The 15,259-nt window shown below is 65.6% G+C and carries 14 protein-coding genes; 5 read left to right on the top strand and 9 right to left on the bottom strand.

The annotated features are described in order from the left end of the window. The first annotated feature begins 35 nt into the window (after nt 1-35). Nucleotides 36-2,780, top strand: coding sequence for a hybrid sensor histidine kinase/response regulator (locus PSEWESI4_RS18070; protein WP_187672616.1), 2,745 nt, complete (start codon nt 36-38; stop codon nt 2,778-2,780). Nucleotides 2,781-3,111: 331 nt separating this feature from the next. Beyond that, nucleotides 3,112-3,342, top strand: a complete 231-nt coding sequence (locus PSEWESI4_RS18065; RefSeq protein WP_187672615.1) for a YheU family protein — start codon at nt 3,112-3,114, stop codon at nt 3,340-3,342. Between the two features lie 385 nt (nt 3,343-3,727). Here PSEWESI4_RS18065 and PSEWESI4_RS18060 read toward each other — a convergent pair whose 3' ends face one another. The 7 genes from PSEWESI4_RS18060 to PSEWESI4_RS18030 all read right to left on the bottom strand — a co-directional run bounded on the left by PSEWESI4_RS18060 (nt 3,728) and on the right by PSEWESI4_RS18030 (nt 10,324). Next, nucleotides 3,728-4,153, bottom strand: a complete 426-nt coding sequence (locus PSEWESI4_RS18060; RefSeq protein ID WP_187672614.1) for a hypothetical protein — start codon at nt 4,151-4,153, stop codon at nt 3,728-3,730. Between the two features lie 108 nt (nt 4,154-4,261). Then, nucleotides 4,262-5,734 (bottom strand): inorganic phosphate transporter, encoded by a 1,473-nt coding sequence (locus PSEWESI4_RS18055; protein ID WP_187672613.1) that lies wholly within the window; start codon nt 5,732-5,734, stop codon nt 4,262-4,264. A 152-nt stretch (nt 5,735-5,886) separates the two neighbouring features. Beyond that, nucleotides 5,887-7,044 carry an MFS transporter gene (locus PSEWESI4_RS18050; protein ID WP_187672612.1) on the bottom strand — a complete coding sequence of 386 codons (1,158 nt, stop codon included), beginning with the start codon at nt 7,042-7,044 and terminating at the stop codon, nt 5,887-5,889. A gap of 168 nt (nt 7,045-7,212) precedes the next feature. Continuing rightward, nucleotides 7,213-8,016, bottom strand: coding sequence for an SDR family oxidoreductase (locus PSEWESI4_RS18045; protein WP_187672611.1), 804 nt, complete (start codon nt 8,014-8,016; stop codon nt 7,213-7,215). Between the two features lie 145 nt (nt 8,017-8,161). Next, complete coding sequence (locus PSEWESI4_RS18040; protein WP_187672610.1) at nt 8,162-8,974, bottom strand: N-acetylmuramidase domain-containing protein; 813 nt, start codon at nt 8,972-8,974, stop codon at nt 8,162-8,164. 64 nt (nt 8,975-9,038) lie between these two features. After that, complete coding sequence (locus PSEWESI4_RS18035) at nt 9,039-9,824, bottom strand: hypothetical protein (RefSeq protein ID WP_187672609.1); 786 nt, start codon at nt 9,822-9,824, stop codon at nt 9,039-9,041. Nucleotides 9,825-9,958: 134 nt separating this feature from the next. Continuing rightward, a complete protein-coding gene (locus tag PSEWESI4_RS18030) occupies nt 9,959-10,324 on the bottom strand; it encodes a DUF2784 domain-containing protein (protein WP_187672608.1) in 366 nt (121 codons plus the stop codon). Between the two features lie 153 nt (nt 10,325-10,477). Here PSEWESI4_RS18030 and PSEWESI4_RS18025 point away from each other — a divergent pair, with 153 nt between their 5' ends. Then, nucleotides 10,478-10,636 (top strand): DUF3309 family protein, encoded by a 159-nt coding sequence (locus PSEWESI4_RS18025; RefSeq protein WP_187672607.1) that lies wholly within the window; start codon nt 10,478-10,480, stop codon nt 10,634-10,636. A 299-nt stretch (nt 10,637-10,935) separates the two neighbouring features. Here the strand turns inward: PSEWESI4_RS18025 and PSEWESI4_RS18020 are convergent, their stop codons facing one another. After that, on the bottom strand, nt 10,936-12,594 hold the full coding sequence (locus tag PSEWESI4_RS18020) for a cation acetate symporter (protein ID WP_187672606.1): 1,659 nt from the start codon (nt 12,592-12,594) through the stop codon (nt 10,936-10,938). Then, nucleotides 12,591-12,902, bottom strand: coding sequence for a DUF485 domain-containing protein (locus PSEWESI4_RS18015; protein ID WP_187672605.1), 312 nt, complete (start codon nt 12,900-12,902; stop codon nt 12,591-12,593). The genes PSEWESI4_RS18020 and PSEWESI4_RS18015 overlap by 4 nt, the downstream gene beginning before the upstream one ends. Nucleotides 12,903-13,239: 337 nt before the next feature. Between PSEWESI4_RS18015 and PSEWESI4_RS18010 the strand changes: the two genes are divergently transcribed. Further along, nucleotides 13,240-13,464, top strand: coding sequence for a DUF2061 domain-containing protein (locus PSEWESI4_RS18010; RefSeq protein ID WP_187672604.1), 225 nt, complete (start codon nt 13,240-13,242; stop codon nt 13,462-13,464). A 59-nt stretch (nt 13,465-13,523) separates the two neighbouring features. After that, the gene (locus PSEWESI4_RS18005) at nt 13,524-15,119 is read left to right on the top strand and encodes a glycoside hydrolase family 17 protein (protein ID WP_187672603.1); all 1,596 of its coding nucleotides are present in this window, start codon (nt 13,524-13,526) and stop codon (nt 15,117-15,119) included. The last annotated feature ends 140 nt before the right edge of the window (nt 15,120-15,259 follow it).

The raw sequence follows: 15,259 nt of genomic DNA, 5'->3' as shown, positions 1-15,259 counted from the left end.
CAAAGTGCCACTAAACATGCCGCTGAGGTGCAGGGATGCCTCGTCTTTGCCTGGCTTTGCTGCTGTTCTGCTGCGCCTTGCCGAACTGGGCATCGCCCCTGGTGCGGTTGGACGGCGGCGACCTGCGCCTTTCGCTGGGGCCCAACCTCGCCTACCTCGAAGACATCGATGGCAGCCGCAGCCGCGATGCGGTCCTCGCCCTGCCGGACGATGCCTTCACCCCGGTCACCGGCCTGCACGCCAACCTCGGCAAGAACGACTCGACCTGGTGGTTCAGGACACGCCTGCACAACGCCAACGCACACGCCATCGCCGGCTACCTTGAGATCGACTACCCGCTGCTGGATGACCTGCGCATCGAGCTGATCGGCCCGGACGGCCGGTCACGGCTCTTCACCGGCGGCGACCGGTACCCCTTCTCCCAGCGCCCGGTGCAGGTGCGCAACTTCTGGTTTCCGCTCGAGGTGCCGCCCGGGGTGAGCACCCTGCTGATCCGCGTGCACAGCACCAGCACGGTGTTCCTGCCACTGTACTTCAGCACCTACGACGCCAACGCGGCGGCCCAGGAAAACCTGATGGGCTTCAACGGCGCCTTCTACGGCGTGTTGTTCGCCATGTTCTTCTACAACCTGTTCCTGTACCTCTCGCTGCGCGAACCGAGCTACTTCTGGTACCTGGTGTACATCCTCAATGTCGGCCTGCTGGCCGTCAGCTTCGACGGCCTGCTGTTCAAGCTGCTGCCCGGGATGGTGGGCCTGCAGGCGACCGGCATCTACCTGTTCATGTACCTGCACTGCCTGGCCGCCCTGCAGTTCAGCCGGCACTTCCTGCACACCCGGCGCGTCGCCCCGCGCTTCGACCACGGCCTGCGCGCGCTGATGCTGCTGATCCCGGCCTGCCTGCTGATCGGGCCGCTGATCGACCTGCGCGCCTGGGGCGTGCTGTCCAGCCTGGTCACCCTGCTGGTGTCCCTGTACCTGCTGCTGTGCGGCGCCTACGTATGGCGCAAGGGGTTGCGCTACGGCGTCTACTACATGCTGGCCTGGGGCATCCTGCTGTTCGCCTTCGTGCAGATCACCACCAACTCCCTGGGCCTCGGGCTGTTCGGCATCTACGGCGCGGCGGTAGTGAAGATCGGCGTGACCATCGAGCTGATCACCCTGTCCATCGGCCTCGCCGACCGCATCAACCTGCTCAAGGAAGAAGGCTTCCGCTCGCGCCAGGCGGCCGCCCAGGCGGACAGCGAGAACAAGGCCAAGAGCCGCTTCCTGGCCAAGATGAGCCACGAGATCCGCACCCCGCTGAACGGCGTGCTGGGCATGCTGCACCTGCTCAAGGAAACCCCTCTGGACCGCACCCAGCGCTTCTACGTGGAGACCATCTCCAGCTCCGGCAGCTCGCTGATGGCGGTGATCAACGACATCCTCGACTATGCACGCATCGAATCGGGCAAGCTCAGCCTCGAACACATCGACTACGACCTCGAGGAACTGCTCTCCGACACCATCAGCCTGTTCACCGCCCAGGCCCTGGCCAAGAACCTGCGCCTCTACCTGAGCCTGGAAGGCGGCGTGCCCAGGCACCTGCGAGGAGATCCGACCCGCCTCAAGCAGGTGCTGATGAACCTGCTCAGCAATGCCGTGAAATTCACCGCCGAGGGGCACGTGGCGATCAACGTCTGCCGCCGGCCGGGCCAGAATGGCGCCGAGCGCCTGGTGTTCGCGGTCAGCGACAGCGGCATCGGCATCCCCCGCGAAGCGCAACTGCACCTGTTCGAGTCCTTCGCCCAGGGCGATTCCAGCACCACCCGCCGCTATGGCGGCAGCGGCCTCGGCCTGGCGATCAGCAAGGAACTGGTGGAAATGATGGGCGGCTGCATCGAAGTGCACAGCGTCCCGGGCCAGGGCACCCGCTTCAACTTCGACATCCCGCTGGACGCCCACGAGGCCGACGACGAACTCGGTCAGTTGCTGCGCGGCCACACCGCCCTGCTCTGCTCGCTCGACGGACTCGGCCTCGACGCCCTCGAACGCCTGCTGGCGCGCTGGGGCATGCGCACCGAACGCTGCCAGAACCCGGAACGCCTGCTCGACTGCTTCGACGACTTCGCCATGTCGCCTCTGCTGGTGCTGATGTCGCCCTGGCCCGGCAGCGCCGACCACTGGCTGGACACCCTTGCCCCGCGCCTGGAGACCGGCCAGCGCGTGTTGCTGCTGTGCCCGCCGGACTACGGGCAACCCCTGCCCTCGCACCGGAACCTGCGCCTGCTCGGCCTGACCCTGCCCCTGACCCTGCAGCCGCTGCGGGAAACCCTCCTCGAGCTCTACCAGGAACGCCGCCGCACGCCCCGCCCGATACAGCGGGAAACCCGCGCCGACGGCAATGGCGTGCCCTGCATCCTGGTCGCCGAGGACAACCCGGTGAACCAGTTGGTGGTCCAGGGCTTCCTCAAGAAACGCGGCTACCAGATGCGCCTGGTCGGCAACGGCCACGCCGCGTTGGAGGAGTACCAGCGCGCGCCGGAAGCCATCCAGTTGATCCTGATGGATTGCGAGATGCCGGAAATGGACGGATTCGAGGCCACCCGGCAGATCCGCCGCCTGGAGCAACGCCTGCGGCTGAGCCCGGTGCCGATCGTCGCGCTGACCGCGCACATCCTCGACGAACACCGCCAGCAGGGAATCGAAGCCGGCATGGACGACTTCCTCGGCAAACCGCTGGATGGAGCCCTGCTCTATGCCACCCTGGATCGTTTCCTGGTCGGGCAGCCGCTGGGGTAGCGATATTTGGTGGGCTGAAGCCCACCTGGGCAAACCGTGCGTCCGGGTCGCCAGCAAGCTGGCTCCTACAGGGGCAACTCGGAGGTGAATCGATGGCGCGCTCCCTCACCCCAACCCTCTCCCGGCGGGAGCGGGAGGACGAGGTTTGGATCTGACATCGTGGCCTGGCTGCGGCACGGGTCAGTCCCCTCTCCCCTCGGGAGAGGGCTAGGGTGAGGGGCGGAGTCGATCTACTTGCACCCGGCTACACGCTCACACCGTAGGCTGGGCCTCAGCCCCCCAACCCTCTGCTACCTGCTAGTATCCGCGCCCTGTTCCGGAGACCACCGCCATGCTGATCCCCTACCATCTGCTGGAAGCCGAAACCCTGACCCGCCTGATCGAAGACTTCGTCACCCGCGACGGCACCGACAACGGCGACGAGACGCCGCTGGCCACCCGCGTCGAACGGGTACGCCGGGCGCTGGACAAGGGCGAAGCGGTGATCATCTACGATCCGGACAGCAGCCAGTGCCAACTGGCGCTGAAACGCGACGTGCCGAAGGAATGGCTGGAGGATTGAGGGCCACACCCTCCCGGTGCGCACGCCCCCCCCAACGACCCTGCCTGGAGATATGACGACGCCTCCCGTAGGAGCGCGCCATGCGCGCGATTCGCGGCCATGGGCCGCTCCTACAACAACTCCCCCGATGCCGACCTGTAGGAGCGCGCCACGCGCGCGATTCGCGGCCATGGGCCGCTCCTACAACAACTCCCCCGATGCCGACCTGTAGGAGCGCGCCATGCGCGCAATTCGCGGCCATGGGCCGCTCCTACAAACGTAGCCGACGAGGAAACACTGTGCGCTCCGCCGGGTGAACGGTGCGCGCGGCGCACCCTACAAGAGCGTCATCCCCACCTGCCGTAGCCCGGATGCAATCCGGGCTACGTCCCTACAAAAGGCGGGATCAGCCGTGCAGGTTGCCTTCGCGCTCCCAGGCGCAACGCACGCGGAGGCTGTCTTGCGGGCTGTGGAAGCCTTTTTCCGACTCCCAGCGGAAGGTGTGGGTGCCGTTCAGCTCGGTCTCCAGGTGCACCACCGCGCTGGCCCAATACAGGCGCCGCAGCAGCGCCTCGAACTGTTCGACCCACAGCTTCCATTCGTACTCCACCGCCAGGTAGCTGGCGCCGAAGTGGATGAGCTGGGTCTGGTACAGCCCCTGGCCAGGCGTCTCGCAGAAGGAAAACATCTCACGGCCGAGGAACGGCCAGGCATCGCCCTGCGGCAGGGCGTCCAGCTCACGCCGGTTGCTGGCACGCCGTAGACGCCGCTGCTCCGGATCGGCCGAGGGCCAATCGCGGATACAGCCATAGACGAGGGATTCGGACTCCACGCGGTCACTCCATCCGAGGGCAGGAAGCTGGAAGCCGTAAGCTGGAAGTAAATCAGCGGAAAAACCACCTACTCCATCAAGCTTTTTGCTTCCCGCTTCCAGCCATCATCAGCCGACGAACCGGGTGGCGATCCAGAACATGCCTGCCGCCAGGCCCATCGAGATCGGCAGGGTCAGCACCCAGGCCATCAGGATGGTGCGCACGGTGCCGGCCTGCAGGCCGCTCTTGTTGGCGACCATGGTACCGGCGACACCCGAGGACAGTACGTGGGTGGTCGACACCGGCAGGCTGAACACGTTGGCCATGCCGATCGCGCAGGCCGCGGTGATCTGCGCGGACATGCCCTGGGCGTAGGTCATGCCTTGCTTGCCGATCTTCTCGCCGACGGTCAGCACCACGCGTTTCCAACCGATCATGGTGCCGATGCCGAGGGCCAGGGCGACGGCGAGGATCACCCAGAACGGCGCGTATTCGGTGGTGCCGGTCAGGTCCTTTCGCAGCTTGTCGAGGTCGGCGCGTTCGCGGAACGGCAGGCCGTCCAGCTTGCCGACCTTCTTCGCGGTGTCGTCCAGGCACAGCAGGTAGCGACGCACCTCGATGCGCTTCTCGGAGTCCAGCATGTTGTAGTCGGTGACGCCTTGCAGGTCTTCCAGCAGGGCGGCGATGGTGATCTCGGTCTGCTTCGGGTCGCAGCGGAACAGCGCCGGCATCTCGCTGCCATTGCTCTTGCCGAGGGCCAGGTATTCGCTGAGGGTGTCGCTGTTGCGCTGGTAGAACTGGCTGAGGTGCAGGGTGGCGTCGCGGGTACGTTCGATCTGGTAGGTGGTGCTGTTGAGATCGAGCACGAACAGGCCGGGAACGATACCGATCAGCACCAGCATGATCATGCCGATGCCCTTCTGGCCGTCGTTGGAACCGTGCACGAAGCTCACCGCCATGGCCGAGAGCACCAGCACCAGGCGGTTCCAGAACGGCGGGTGCTTCTTGCCCTTGACCTCCTTGCGGGTCTCGGGGGTGTTGTGCATCTTCGAGGCCGGCAGCCACCACTTCAGGCCCAGCAGCAGCAGCGCGGCGACGGCGAAGCCGGCCATCGGCGAGACGATCAGGGAAATGCCGATGTCGATCGCCTTCTGCCAGTTGACCCCGTCGGCCATGGACACGTCGGTGATCAATGCGTTGCCCAGGCCGACGCCGAGGATCGAGCCGATCAGGGTGTGCGAGCTGGACGCCGGAATGCCGAAGTACCAAGTCCCGAGGTTCCAGGTGATCGCCGCCGCCAGCAGCGAGAACACCATGGCCAGGCCGTGGCCGGTGTTGACGTTGATCAGCAGTTCCACCGGCAGCAGGTGGACGATGGCGTAGGCCACGCCGACGCCGCCGAGCAATACACCGAGGAAGTTGAAGATGCCGGAGAGGATGACCGCCGTGTAGGCGGACATGGCCTTGGTATAGATAACTGTGGCCACCGCGTTGGCGGTGTCATGGAAGCCGTTGATGAATTCGAAGAAGAGCACGAAAGCCAGAGCGAGCACGAGGCTCACCAGCACCCAGGCATCGAGCCCGATGAGAAGATCGAACATGAGGTTTTCACAGCATGTCAAAAGGGGGCGCGATTATGCCAGATTAAGATTGCAAACATCCTCTCGAATTGCCGATCGGTCATATGCCCGCCTCGTGGCGCGAGCGCCCGAAGGCCGTGATTCGCGGCTTTCCGGGCAACAAAGTGCAACACTCAATGCCCCGTGCGCGGTCTCAACCGCCAGGCCAGGACGCTCATCAGCAGGGCCAGCGTGGTGAGCACCATGAACGGCAGCGCGTAGCTCCCGGCCAGGTCGCGCCCCAGCCCGGCGAGCACCGGAGCGCAACTGCCCAGGCAGTAGCCGGCGAACAGCATCATCGCCGTCCAGCGGCTCACCTCCAGCGGCGTGTCCGCCTCATATAGAGGCAGCACCAGGGACAGCGCGAACGAGCCGCTCAGGCCGAAGCCCAGCAGCACCGCCCACAGCTCGGGCAGGAAAGCCGGCGCAAAGGTGATCATCCCCAGGCACAGGGTCGAGGACAGGCCGCAGATCATCAGCAACTGGTAGCGGTTGTCGAAGCGCTGCGCCAGCCAGGGTAGCGCGTAGGCGCTGGGCAGGCCGACCATCATGAAGGTGCTGAACAGCGCATTGCTGCGCAGCATGCTCAGCCCACCCTCGTGATAGCGCGCCACCAGCCAGGTGGCCAGGGCGTAGAACAGGCCGGCCTGGATGGCGAAGAAACCGGTGACCAGCCAGGCCCGCGGTTCGCGCCAGGGCAGGCCACCGCCCATGACTTCGTCGGCGCTTTCGCGGACGTTGGGCACGCGCAGCCAGAGGATCATGGCGAGCAGCGCGGGCAATGCCCAGAAGGCCAGGCCGAAGGCCCAGTCATCGCCCAGGGCCTGGGTCGCCGGCAGGGTCAGCACCGCGCCGCCGGCGCCGCCGATGGTCATGCCCAGGGAATACCAGCCGACGATGCGGCCGACATGACCGACGAAGTGCCGCTTGATGAAGCCGGACAGCAACGGCCCGGCCACCGCGATGCCCATGCCGACCAGCGCCGCGCTGCCGATCAGGATCGCGCTGGAGTGGCCGGCCAGGCGCATCGCCAGGGCGCCGGCGATCAGACCCAGGCAGACGAGGATGGTGCGCTCCAGGCCGAAACGCAGCGCCAGGCGCGGGGCCAGCGGGGCCAGGAGGCCCATGCACAGCACCGGCAAGGCGGTGGTCAGGCTGATAAGGCCACGGCTCAGGGACAGTTCTTCGGCGATCCGCTCGATCAGCGGCGCCAGCGAAGTGATGCCGGGACGCAGGTTGATCGCCGCCAGCAGCAGGGCAGCCAGCAGCGCGATACGGGACAGGGGTTTCACGGCAGCTCCTATAGGGGCTGTCGGCGCTCCGTCGCGGCCGTGACGAAATGCCGAAAGCCCCACGACTCGGTCATCCGGACCGGGCCTGCCACCCTACCCCGCCCCCGCGCCGGCGGGCAACCCCGCGCAGGGAAAAACCTGACCGCCCGGACAGCGGCCAGGCACGCCTCAGCGGCTCTTCGCGCGCATCTTCTCGGCCATGGTCGCCATCTCGTCGTAGAGCGCCTGCGGATTCTGCCGCTTGAGCTGCCAAGCGGCCCGGCCCAGCTCGTGCGGGAGGATCATGAACGCGCCCTTGGCGACTTCCTGGTAGATGTACTCGGCGATATCCGCAGCGCTGATCGGCGAGCTCTCCAGCAGCTTGCTGGTCTGCTCCTTCATCTCCGGGTTCGGGCCACGGTAGGAGTCCAGCAGGTTGGTCTGGAAGAACGACGGACAGACCACGTGGACGCCGACCTCGCGCTGCCTCAGTTCCGCCAGCAGACTTTCCGACAGGGCCACCACGCCGGCCTTGGCGACGTTGTAGTTGGCCATCGCCGGGCCCTGCATCAGCGCCGCCATCGAGGCGATGTTGATGATCTTGCCCTTGCTGCGCTCGAGCAGTGGCAGGAACGCCTTGCAGCCCTTGACCACGCCCATCAGGTTGATCGAGATCTGCCAGTCCCAGTCCTCCAGGGACAGGTCCTCGAAGAAACCGCCCGAAGCCACGCCGGCGTTGTTGACGATGACGTCGATGCCGCCGAGCTTCTCTTCGCAGGCCTGGGCCAGGGCGGTGAGCTGGCTGTAGTCGCGCACGTCGCAGCGCTGGGTGAAACCGTCGCCACCGGCCTCGCGGACCAGTTTCAGGGTTTCCGCCAGGCCGGCCTCGTTGACGTCGGCCAGTGCCAGGCGGCTGCCTTCACGCGCCCAGCGCAGGGCGATTTCGCGACCGAGGCCGGAGCCGGCACCGGTAATCATGATTCGATTTTGCATGGATGGAGCTGCCTTTTTCATGTGCGGGTAGATGAGCCGCAGTGTAGCGAAGGCAATGAACCGCCCACCTCAATATCAAAACGCTGAATGACCAGTGCAAAAGTGCGGCGGCCTCCCGGGCGGCGCGGAGGCACGCCCTGTCCGCTCAGCCGAAGGCGACGTTGAACAGCTTCTCGTAGGTCGCCGCGTCCAGTTCGCCGTTGGCGCCCAGGCCATGGCCTATCTGGAAGTTGCTCAGCGCACCCCGGGTGCGCTGGCCGACCACCCCATCGATCTTGCCCGGGGCGAAACCGAGCACCAGCAGGGCCGCCTGGGCGGTGCGCACCTCGATGTTCGGCATCGAGCCGCTGGCGAAGCGTGCGTACTGCTCCTCCAGCTTGATGTGATAGTGGTTCTGAGCGTAGTTCCTGCCGTTGTAGCCACGGGCGAAGGCTTCCCAGTTCTGGTTCTTGAGGTGCCGGGTCAGGCCCGCGCTGCCGAGGAAGCCGACCATGCCCATGAGCTGGGCGTCCTCGCTGCGCACCATGGCCTCGACCATCGCCTTCGCCGTGGGGAAGCCGGCGCTCTTGTGGTTGAAGCCCATCACCTGCCCCAATCCCCAAGACGCCGAGCACAGGGCCGGCTCGACGCCCAGCCCGGCGCCCTCGCACAGTGCCAGGGCGCGCTCGAGCTTGGAGTACTGGCTGGCGAGGCTGCCGTAACCGCCCTGCGGACCGGAGATGTCCGGATCGCTACCGTTGAAGCGGCCACCGGTGGCATCGCGGAACTTGTGCCGCTCGAAAAGGATCTGCGGCCGCCGGTCGGGCCGGAAGCCGAAACCCTGGGTGATCCCCGAGGTCTCCACCTCGAACACCGCCCAGAGGACGGCGGTCTGTCCGCTGGCCAGCTCCAGGCGCTCCAGTGCCTCGGCGAGTCCCTGGCGGGTAAGCGGTATGGCTTTCTCGGCGAACTTCATCATGTCTCCTCCTTTTCCGTTTGCAGGCAGGACGACATGGCTCTGCGTGGGGCGTCGCCCCTGGGATTCAACGGCTCTCCAGCTTCTCGGTGACGGCAAGAATCAGGCTGGCGGTCAGCTTGGAACGCTCCACCGTGCCCATGAAGAAACCGTCCTGGTTGATCACCGGCAAGCTGTCGGTACCCAGCGCTTCCATGCGCGCCAAGGCTTCGCGCTTGCTGGTCGTCGAGCCCACCGAAGCCTCCGCGCCGACGAAACCGGGCAGCTTGGTCAGTTCCGTCCAGTGGCTCTCGTCCGTGCTGTTGAGCAGTTGCTGGAACTGCCCGTAGCCGGAATCGCCGGCAACCCGCAGGTAGGCGATCAGGTTGGCCGCGTCGAATATGCCGAACAGCTTGCCGTCCGGCCTGTTGAGCACCACCACGCGCAGGTAGGAACTGCCGGACAGCGCCTCGAAATAGGTCCTGATCGCCGGGCCGTAGTAGTTGCCCTGGCCGAGGCGAAACTCCAGCGCCTCGATGCGCCGCTCGATCAGCACGCGCAACTCGCCCAGCCCGCCCTTGCCGGCCATCTGCACCACCTGCACGGCATCCTCCACGGTGAGCTGCGGGGAGGACTGCACCTGGTCCTTGATCTTGGTTTCCGCGGCGGCGGCCCACAGTTCGGAGAGGTCGGCCTTGACGCCGAAGATGTCGATGCCCTTGAGCTTGCCGGTGGCCAGGGCGACCACCACCAGGGGAATCACCAGGAACACCAGGTCGATGGTCTTGATCTCGTACTTGCCGGCGGAGAACACCCGCAACAGCACCGAGGCGGCCACCAGCACGATGCCCAGCGCCAGGAGCAACAGAATCATCGAAGCCTGCATGGCAATGTCCCTCGCCTGCGCACGCCCGGTGGATCGGCCTCCGGATACTGTAAAAGCTAGGCGTGCAGAAACCCCGTGTTAGAGCGCTTCGCGATTGCCCCGAAAGCATCGGGAAATAAGCCTCAGCGGCGTCGCCAGCGCAGCAGTACCGCCAGATAGACCAGGGCGTTGATCAGCAGCACCGCGATGCCCAGCCAGACCTGCACCTGCGGCGTCAGCCCAGCCGGGTAGATCAGCGGGATCAGGTACTGCTCGACGAAACCGCCAGCATAGCCCGCCTCACCGGCAGCCCGGCGCAGATGGTTTTCCAGCGGCGTCAGCGGGCAGATCCAGTGACGCAACTCTACCAGCGCGCCCCAGGCCGCCGCCGGCAGGTGCAGCCAGGCCAGGCGCGGCCAGCGCAGCGCCAGCAGGCCACCGGCGATCACGAAGAGGATGAAGAGCCCGTGGACCAGCACCACCGCATCGGCCAGCAGGCGATAAAGCAACCCAGCGTCCATCGTCACGGCCCGCGATACGGCCGATAAGCTGAATCTTTGCCGGCACGGGCAGTCGGAATCCATAGGCCGGCCATCCACTGGCAAGACGGAACGGCACTGCCGCAACACGCCATCCCCGGATCGTGAAAAAGGAGTTCCACCATGAGCCTGACCACCCTTCTCATCATCGTCCTGATCCTGCTGCTGATCGGCGGCCTGCCGCTGTTCCCCCACTCGCGGAGCTGGGGTTACGGGCCATCGGGCATCCTCGGCATGGTCGTGATCGTGCTGTTGATCCTCGTCCTGCTCGGCAAGCTCTAGGATCTGCCTCCTCTCGTCATTCCCGCGCACGCGGGGATCCAAAAAAGCGCTGTGGTCATTGGGCCCCCGCGTGCGCGGGAATGACGGTTGGCCCAGACGTGCCTGTAACTGTAGGAGCGAGCTCTGCTCGCGAATGTCGGCTCCTCAAAAACTTCACGAGCAAAGGACCATGGCGTCCCCCTCGCTCCTGCCCGGAAACGGCGTCTTGCCTGCGAGATGGAACCGAAGCCGGTTCAGCCTAGTGTAGAAAACAAAAAAGGGCGGCCCGAAGGCCGCCCAATTGCTCAGCGGGTCGATCGTCAGTGGGCTACCGCGCCACTGGCTCCCAGACCGGTCTGCGAACGGACGAACTGGGAGTAGAACCTGCTCTGCTCTTCGCTGGCCGCGGTGGACTTGTCGGTGATGGAGAAGAACCAGATACCGACGAAGGCAACGATCATCGAGAACAGTGCCGGGTACTCGTACGGGTAGATGGCTTTCTCGTGGCCGAGGATCTGCACCCAGATGGTCGGGCCGAGCACCATCAGCCCCACAGCAGTGATCAGGCCGAGCCAGCCGCCGATCATCGCGCCACGGGTGGTCAGGCGCTTCCAGTACATGGAGAGGATCAGCACCGGGAAGTTGCAGCTCGCCGCGATGGAGAAGGCCAGGCCGACCATGAAGGCGATGTTCTGCTTCTCGAACAGGATGCCCAGGCCGATGGCCAGCACACCGAGGACCAGGGTGGTGACCTTCGATACGCGCAACTCATCCTTCTCGTTGGCCTTGCCCTTCTTGATCACGCTGGCGTAAAGGTCGTGGGACACCGCCGAAGCGCCGGACAGGGTCAGGCCGGCAACCACCGCGAGGATGGTGGCGAAGGCCACGGCCGAGATGAAGCCGAGGAACAGGCTGCCACCCACGGCGTCGGCCAGGTGCACGGCGGCCATGTTGTTGCCGCCCAGCAGGGCGCCTGCCGCATCCTTGAAGTCCGGGTTGGTGCTGACCAGCAGGATCGCGCCAAAACCGATGATGAAGGTCAGGATGTAGAAGTAGCCGATGAAGCCGGTGGCGTAGAACACCGATTTGCGGGCTTCCTTGGCGTCGCCGACGGTGAAGAAGCGCATCAGGATGTGCGGCAGGCCAGCGGTACCGAACATCAGCGCCAGGCCCAGGGAGATCGCCGAGATCGGATCCTTGACCAGGCCGCCGGGGCTCATGATCGCCTCGCCTTTCGGGTGCACCTTGATCGCTTCGCTGAACAGCGCGGCGAAGTCGAAGTTGACGTGCTTGAGCACCATCAGCGCCATGAAGGAAGCGCCGGAGAGCAGCAGAACAGCCTTGATGATCTGTACCCAGGTGGTCGCCAGCATGCCGCCGAACAGCACGTAGAGCACCATCAGCACGCCCACCAGGACCACCGCGACGTGATAGTTGAGGCCGAACAGCAACTCGATGAGCTTGCCGGCGCCGACCATCTGCGCAATCAGGTAGAAGGCCACCACCACCAGGGTGCCGCTGGCCGACAGGGTACGGATCTGCTTCTGGCCGAGGCGGTAGGACGCCACGTCGGCGAAGGTGTACTTGCCGAGGTTGCGCAGGCGCTCCGCGATCAGGAACAGAATGATCGGCCAGCCGACCAGGAAGCCGATCGAGTAGATCAGGCCGTCGTAGCCAGAGGTGAACACCAGGGCGGAAATACCCAGGAAGGAGGCCGCCGACATGTAGTCGCCAGCGATTGCCAGGCCGTTCTGGAAGCCGGTGATACGGCCGCCGGCCGAATAGAAGTCGGAAGTCGACTTGCTGCGCTTGGCGGCCCAGTAGGTGATGCCCAGGGTCGCCGCGACGAACAGGACGAACATCACGATGGCGGAGGCGTTCAGCGGCTGGCGCTGTACTTCGCCTTCGATCGCGCCAGCCGCCCAGAGGGTCGGGGCCAGGGCCAGCAGGCCGAGGCCGGTGAGAACACGCCCGATCATTGTTGCGCCTCCTTGAGGATTTGCTTGTTCATCTCGTCGAACTCGCCGTTGGCGCGCTTGACGTAGATACCGGTCAGGATGAAGGCGGAGATGATCAGGCCGACACCGATCGGGATACCCCAGGTGATGGGCGAGGTGTCGCTGATGCGCGTGCCGAGCACCTGCGGCTCGAAAGCGATCAGCAGGATGAAGGCGACGTACAGGCCGAGCATGAGAAAGGACAGTGTCCAGGCGAATCGATCTCGCTTGGCCACCAGTTCTTGGAAGCGCGGATTCTGTTCGATCCGCTTGTAGGTGCTGTCGTTCATTTTGTTGTTGTCCTCCACAGCAGCATGGGTTGCTGGTGAGCCAACTCTAGAGCGACGGTCAACGCACGACAGACGACCTTAGTCGTATTCAGCGGCCGTTCGCGACTAAGGTCGTAGGCCCGCGATAGAGCCTCCCGGAAGGATCCAGACCCCGTAGGGTGGGCTTCAGCCCAGCGATCGGAGGCAGGTCTTGTTTGGTGGGCTGAAGCCCACCCTACGGATAGAGACTCGATTGAGCACGGCTATCGAAGCCATGCACTTCGATTGCTTTCGCCCTGACGACGGCCTGACTAACCTGAGCACATCCAAGAAGCATTCTCATTCTGGAGAAGCGATCATGCTCAAGACCGTAACCTTCACCGTGATGCACTTCTGCATTGCCTTCGCCGTTACCTATGCGTTGACCGGAAGCGTTGCCGTGGGCGGCCTGGTTGCGGCGGTGGAGCCGCTGTGCAACTCGGTGGGCTTCTACTTCCACGAGAAGATCTGGAAGCGCTTCGAGAAAAACCAGCCGCAGCGGAAGGAAATCCCCAAGCACGCCTGGCTGCATCATCACGCCTGACGCGCCGCGGGCCATTCCGCTAACATGCGCGGCTCCGCTACATCGGCCGCGCAGCCCCCATGACAGACTCCACACGCTTCCCGATTCCAGCCTACTTCCTCGCCTGCCTGCTCGCCGTCCTGGCCCTCGCCGGGCTCTGGTACGGACTCGGCAGGCCGGTGATCCTGCCCGATGCGGCAACCCCGACGCACAAACTGCAATGCGCGTCCTACACGCCGTTCGACAAGGACCAGTCGCCGCTCGAGCAGCCCTTCGAGCTGCGCCCCGAGCGCATGGATTCCGATCTCGCCCTGCTCGCCACGCGCTTCCATTGCATTCGCACCTACTCGATGCTCGGCCTCGAAGGCATTCCCGAACTGGCCCGCAAGCACGGCCTGAAGATGCTGCTCGGCGCCTGGGTCAATGCCGATCCCGTGGAAACCCGCCGGGAAATCGACGCGCTGGTCAAGGCCGCCAATGACTACCCGGACGTGGTGCAGGCGGTGATCGTCGGCAACGAGACCCTGCTTCGCAAGGAAGTCACCGGCAAGCAACTGGCCAGGCTGATCGGCGAGGTGAAGGCCAGGGTCGACCAGCCCGTCACCTACGCCGATGTCTGGGAGTTCTGGCTGAAGCACCCGGAAATCGCCCCGGTGGCGGACTTCCTGACCATCCACCTGTTGCCTTACTGGGAGGACGACCCGGCCGGCATCGACGCGGCGCTGGCGCATGTCGCCGAAGTCCGCCGGGTGTTCGGCAACCGCTTCGCGCCCAAGGACATCCTGATCGGCGAGACCGGCTGGCCGAGCGAAGGCCGCCAGCGCGAAACCGCCCTGCCCAGCCGGGTCAACGAGGCCAGGTTCATCCGTGGCTTCGTCGCCATGGCCGAGCAGAACGGCTGGCGCTACAACCTGATCGAAGCCTTCGACCAGCCCTGGAAGCGCGAGAGCGAAGGCGCGGTGGGCGGCTACTGGGGTCTGTTCGACGCCGACCGCCAGGACAAGGGCGTGCTCGCCGGGCCGGTCAGCAACCTGCCGCACTGGCCCTGGTGGCTGGCGGCCAGCGGCCTGGTCGCCCTCTCCGCCCTGCTGCTCGCCGGCCGTCCGGCCTCTTCGCGCGCCGCACTGGCGCTGCCGCTGCTGGCCGCGCTGGGTGCCGCCTGCCTCGGTCTGTGGGGCGAACTGGCGCTGGTCTCCAGCCGCTATGCCGGCGAATGGCTGTGGGCGGCGGCGCTGGCCGGGCTCAACCTGATCGTCCTGGCCCACGGCGCGTTGGCCCTGGCCCAGCGGAACGGCTGGCGCGAACGGCTGTTCGCCTGGCTCGACGCCCGCGGCGGCTGGTGGCTCTGCGCGGCGGGCTTCGCCACGGCGGTGTCGATGCTCGCCCTGGTGTTCGACCCACGCTACCGCAGTTTCCCCAGCGCGGCCTTGCTGCTGCCGGCACTGGTCTACCTGTGCCGCCCGGTCGCCGCGCCGCGTCGCGAAGTCGTCCTGCTGACCGCCTTCATCGCCGCCGGCATCGTCCCGCAACTGGTGCAGGAAACCCTGGGCAACCTGCAGGCCATCGGCTGGGCGCTGGTGAGTGCGCTGATGACGGCTGCGCTGTGGCGTAGTCTGCGTGTTTCCGTGCGGAAGGCTGCTGCCGACCTTGACCCTCTCCCCAGCCCTCTCCCATGAATGGGAGAGGGAGCCGTTCGTGCGCGCCTGAAACGCCGAGGCTTCGTCCCCCAGTCACCCCTCTCCCATTCATGGGAGAGGGGCCGGGGGAGAGGGGTCTGTGGGTGGACGCATCTCCCCGGATTGCATCCGGGCGCCCA

Origin of the sequence: Zestomonas carbonaria (assembly GCF_904061905.1) — a bacterium.
Lineage (GTDB): Bacteria > Pseudomonadota > Gammaproteobacteria > Pseudomonadales > Pseudomonadaceae > Aquipseudomonas > Aquipseudomonas carbonaria.
Note: the sequence above shows the minus strand (reverse complement) of the source record. Positions and strands in the feature narration are given on the sequence as shown.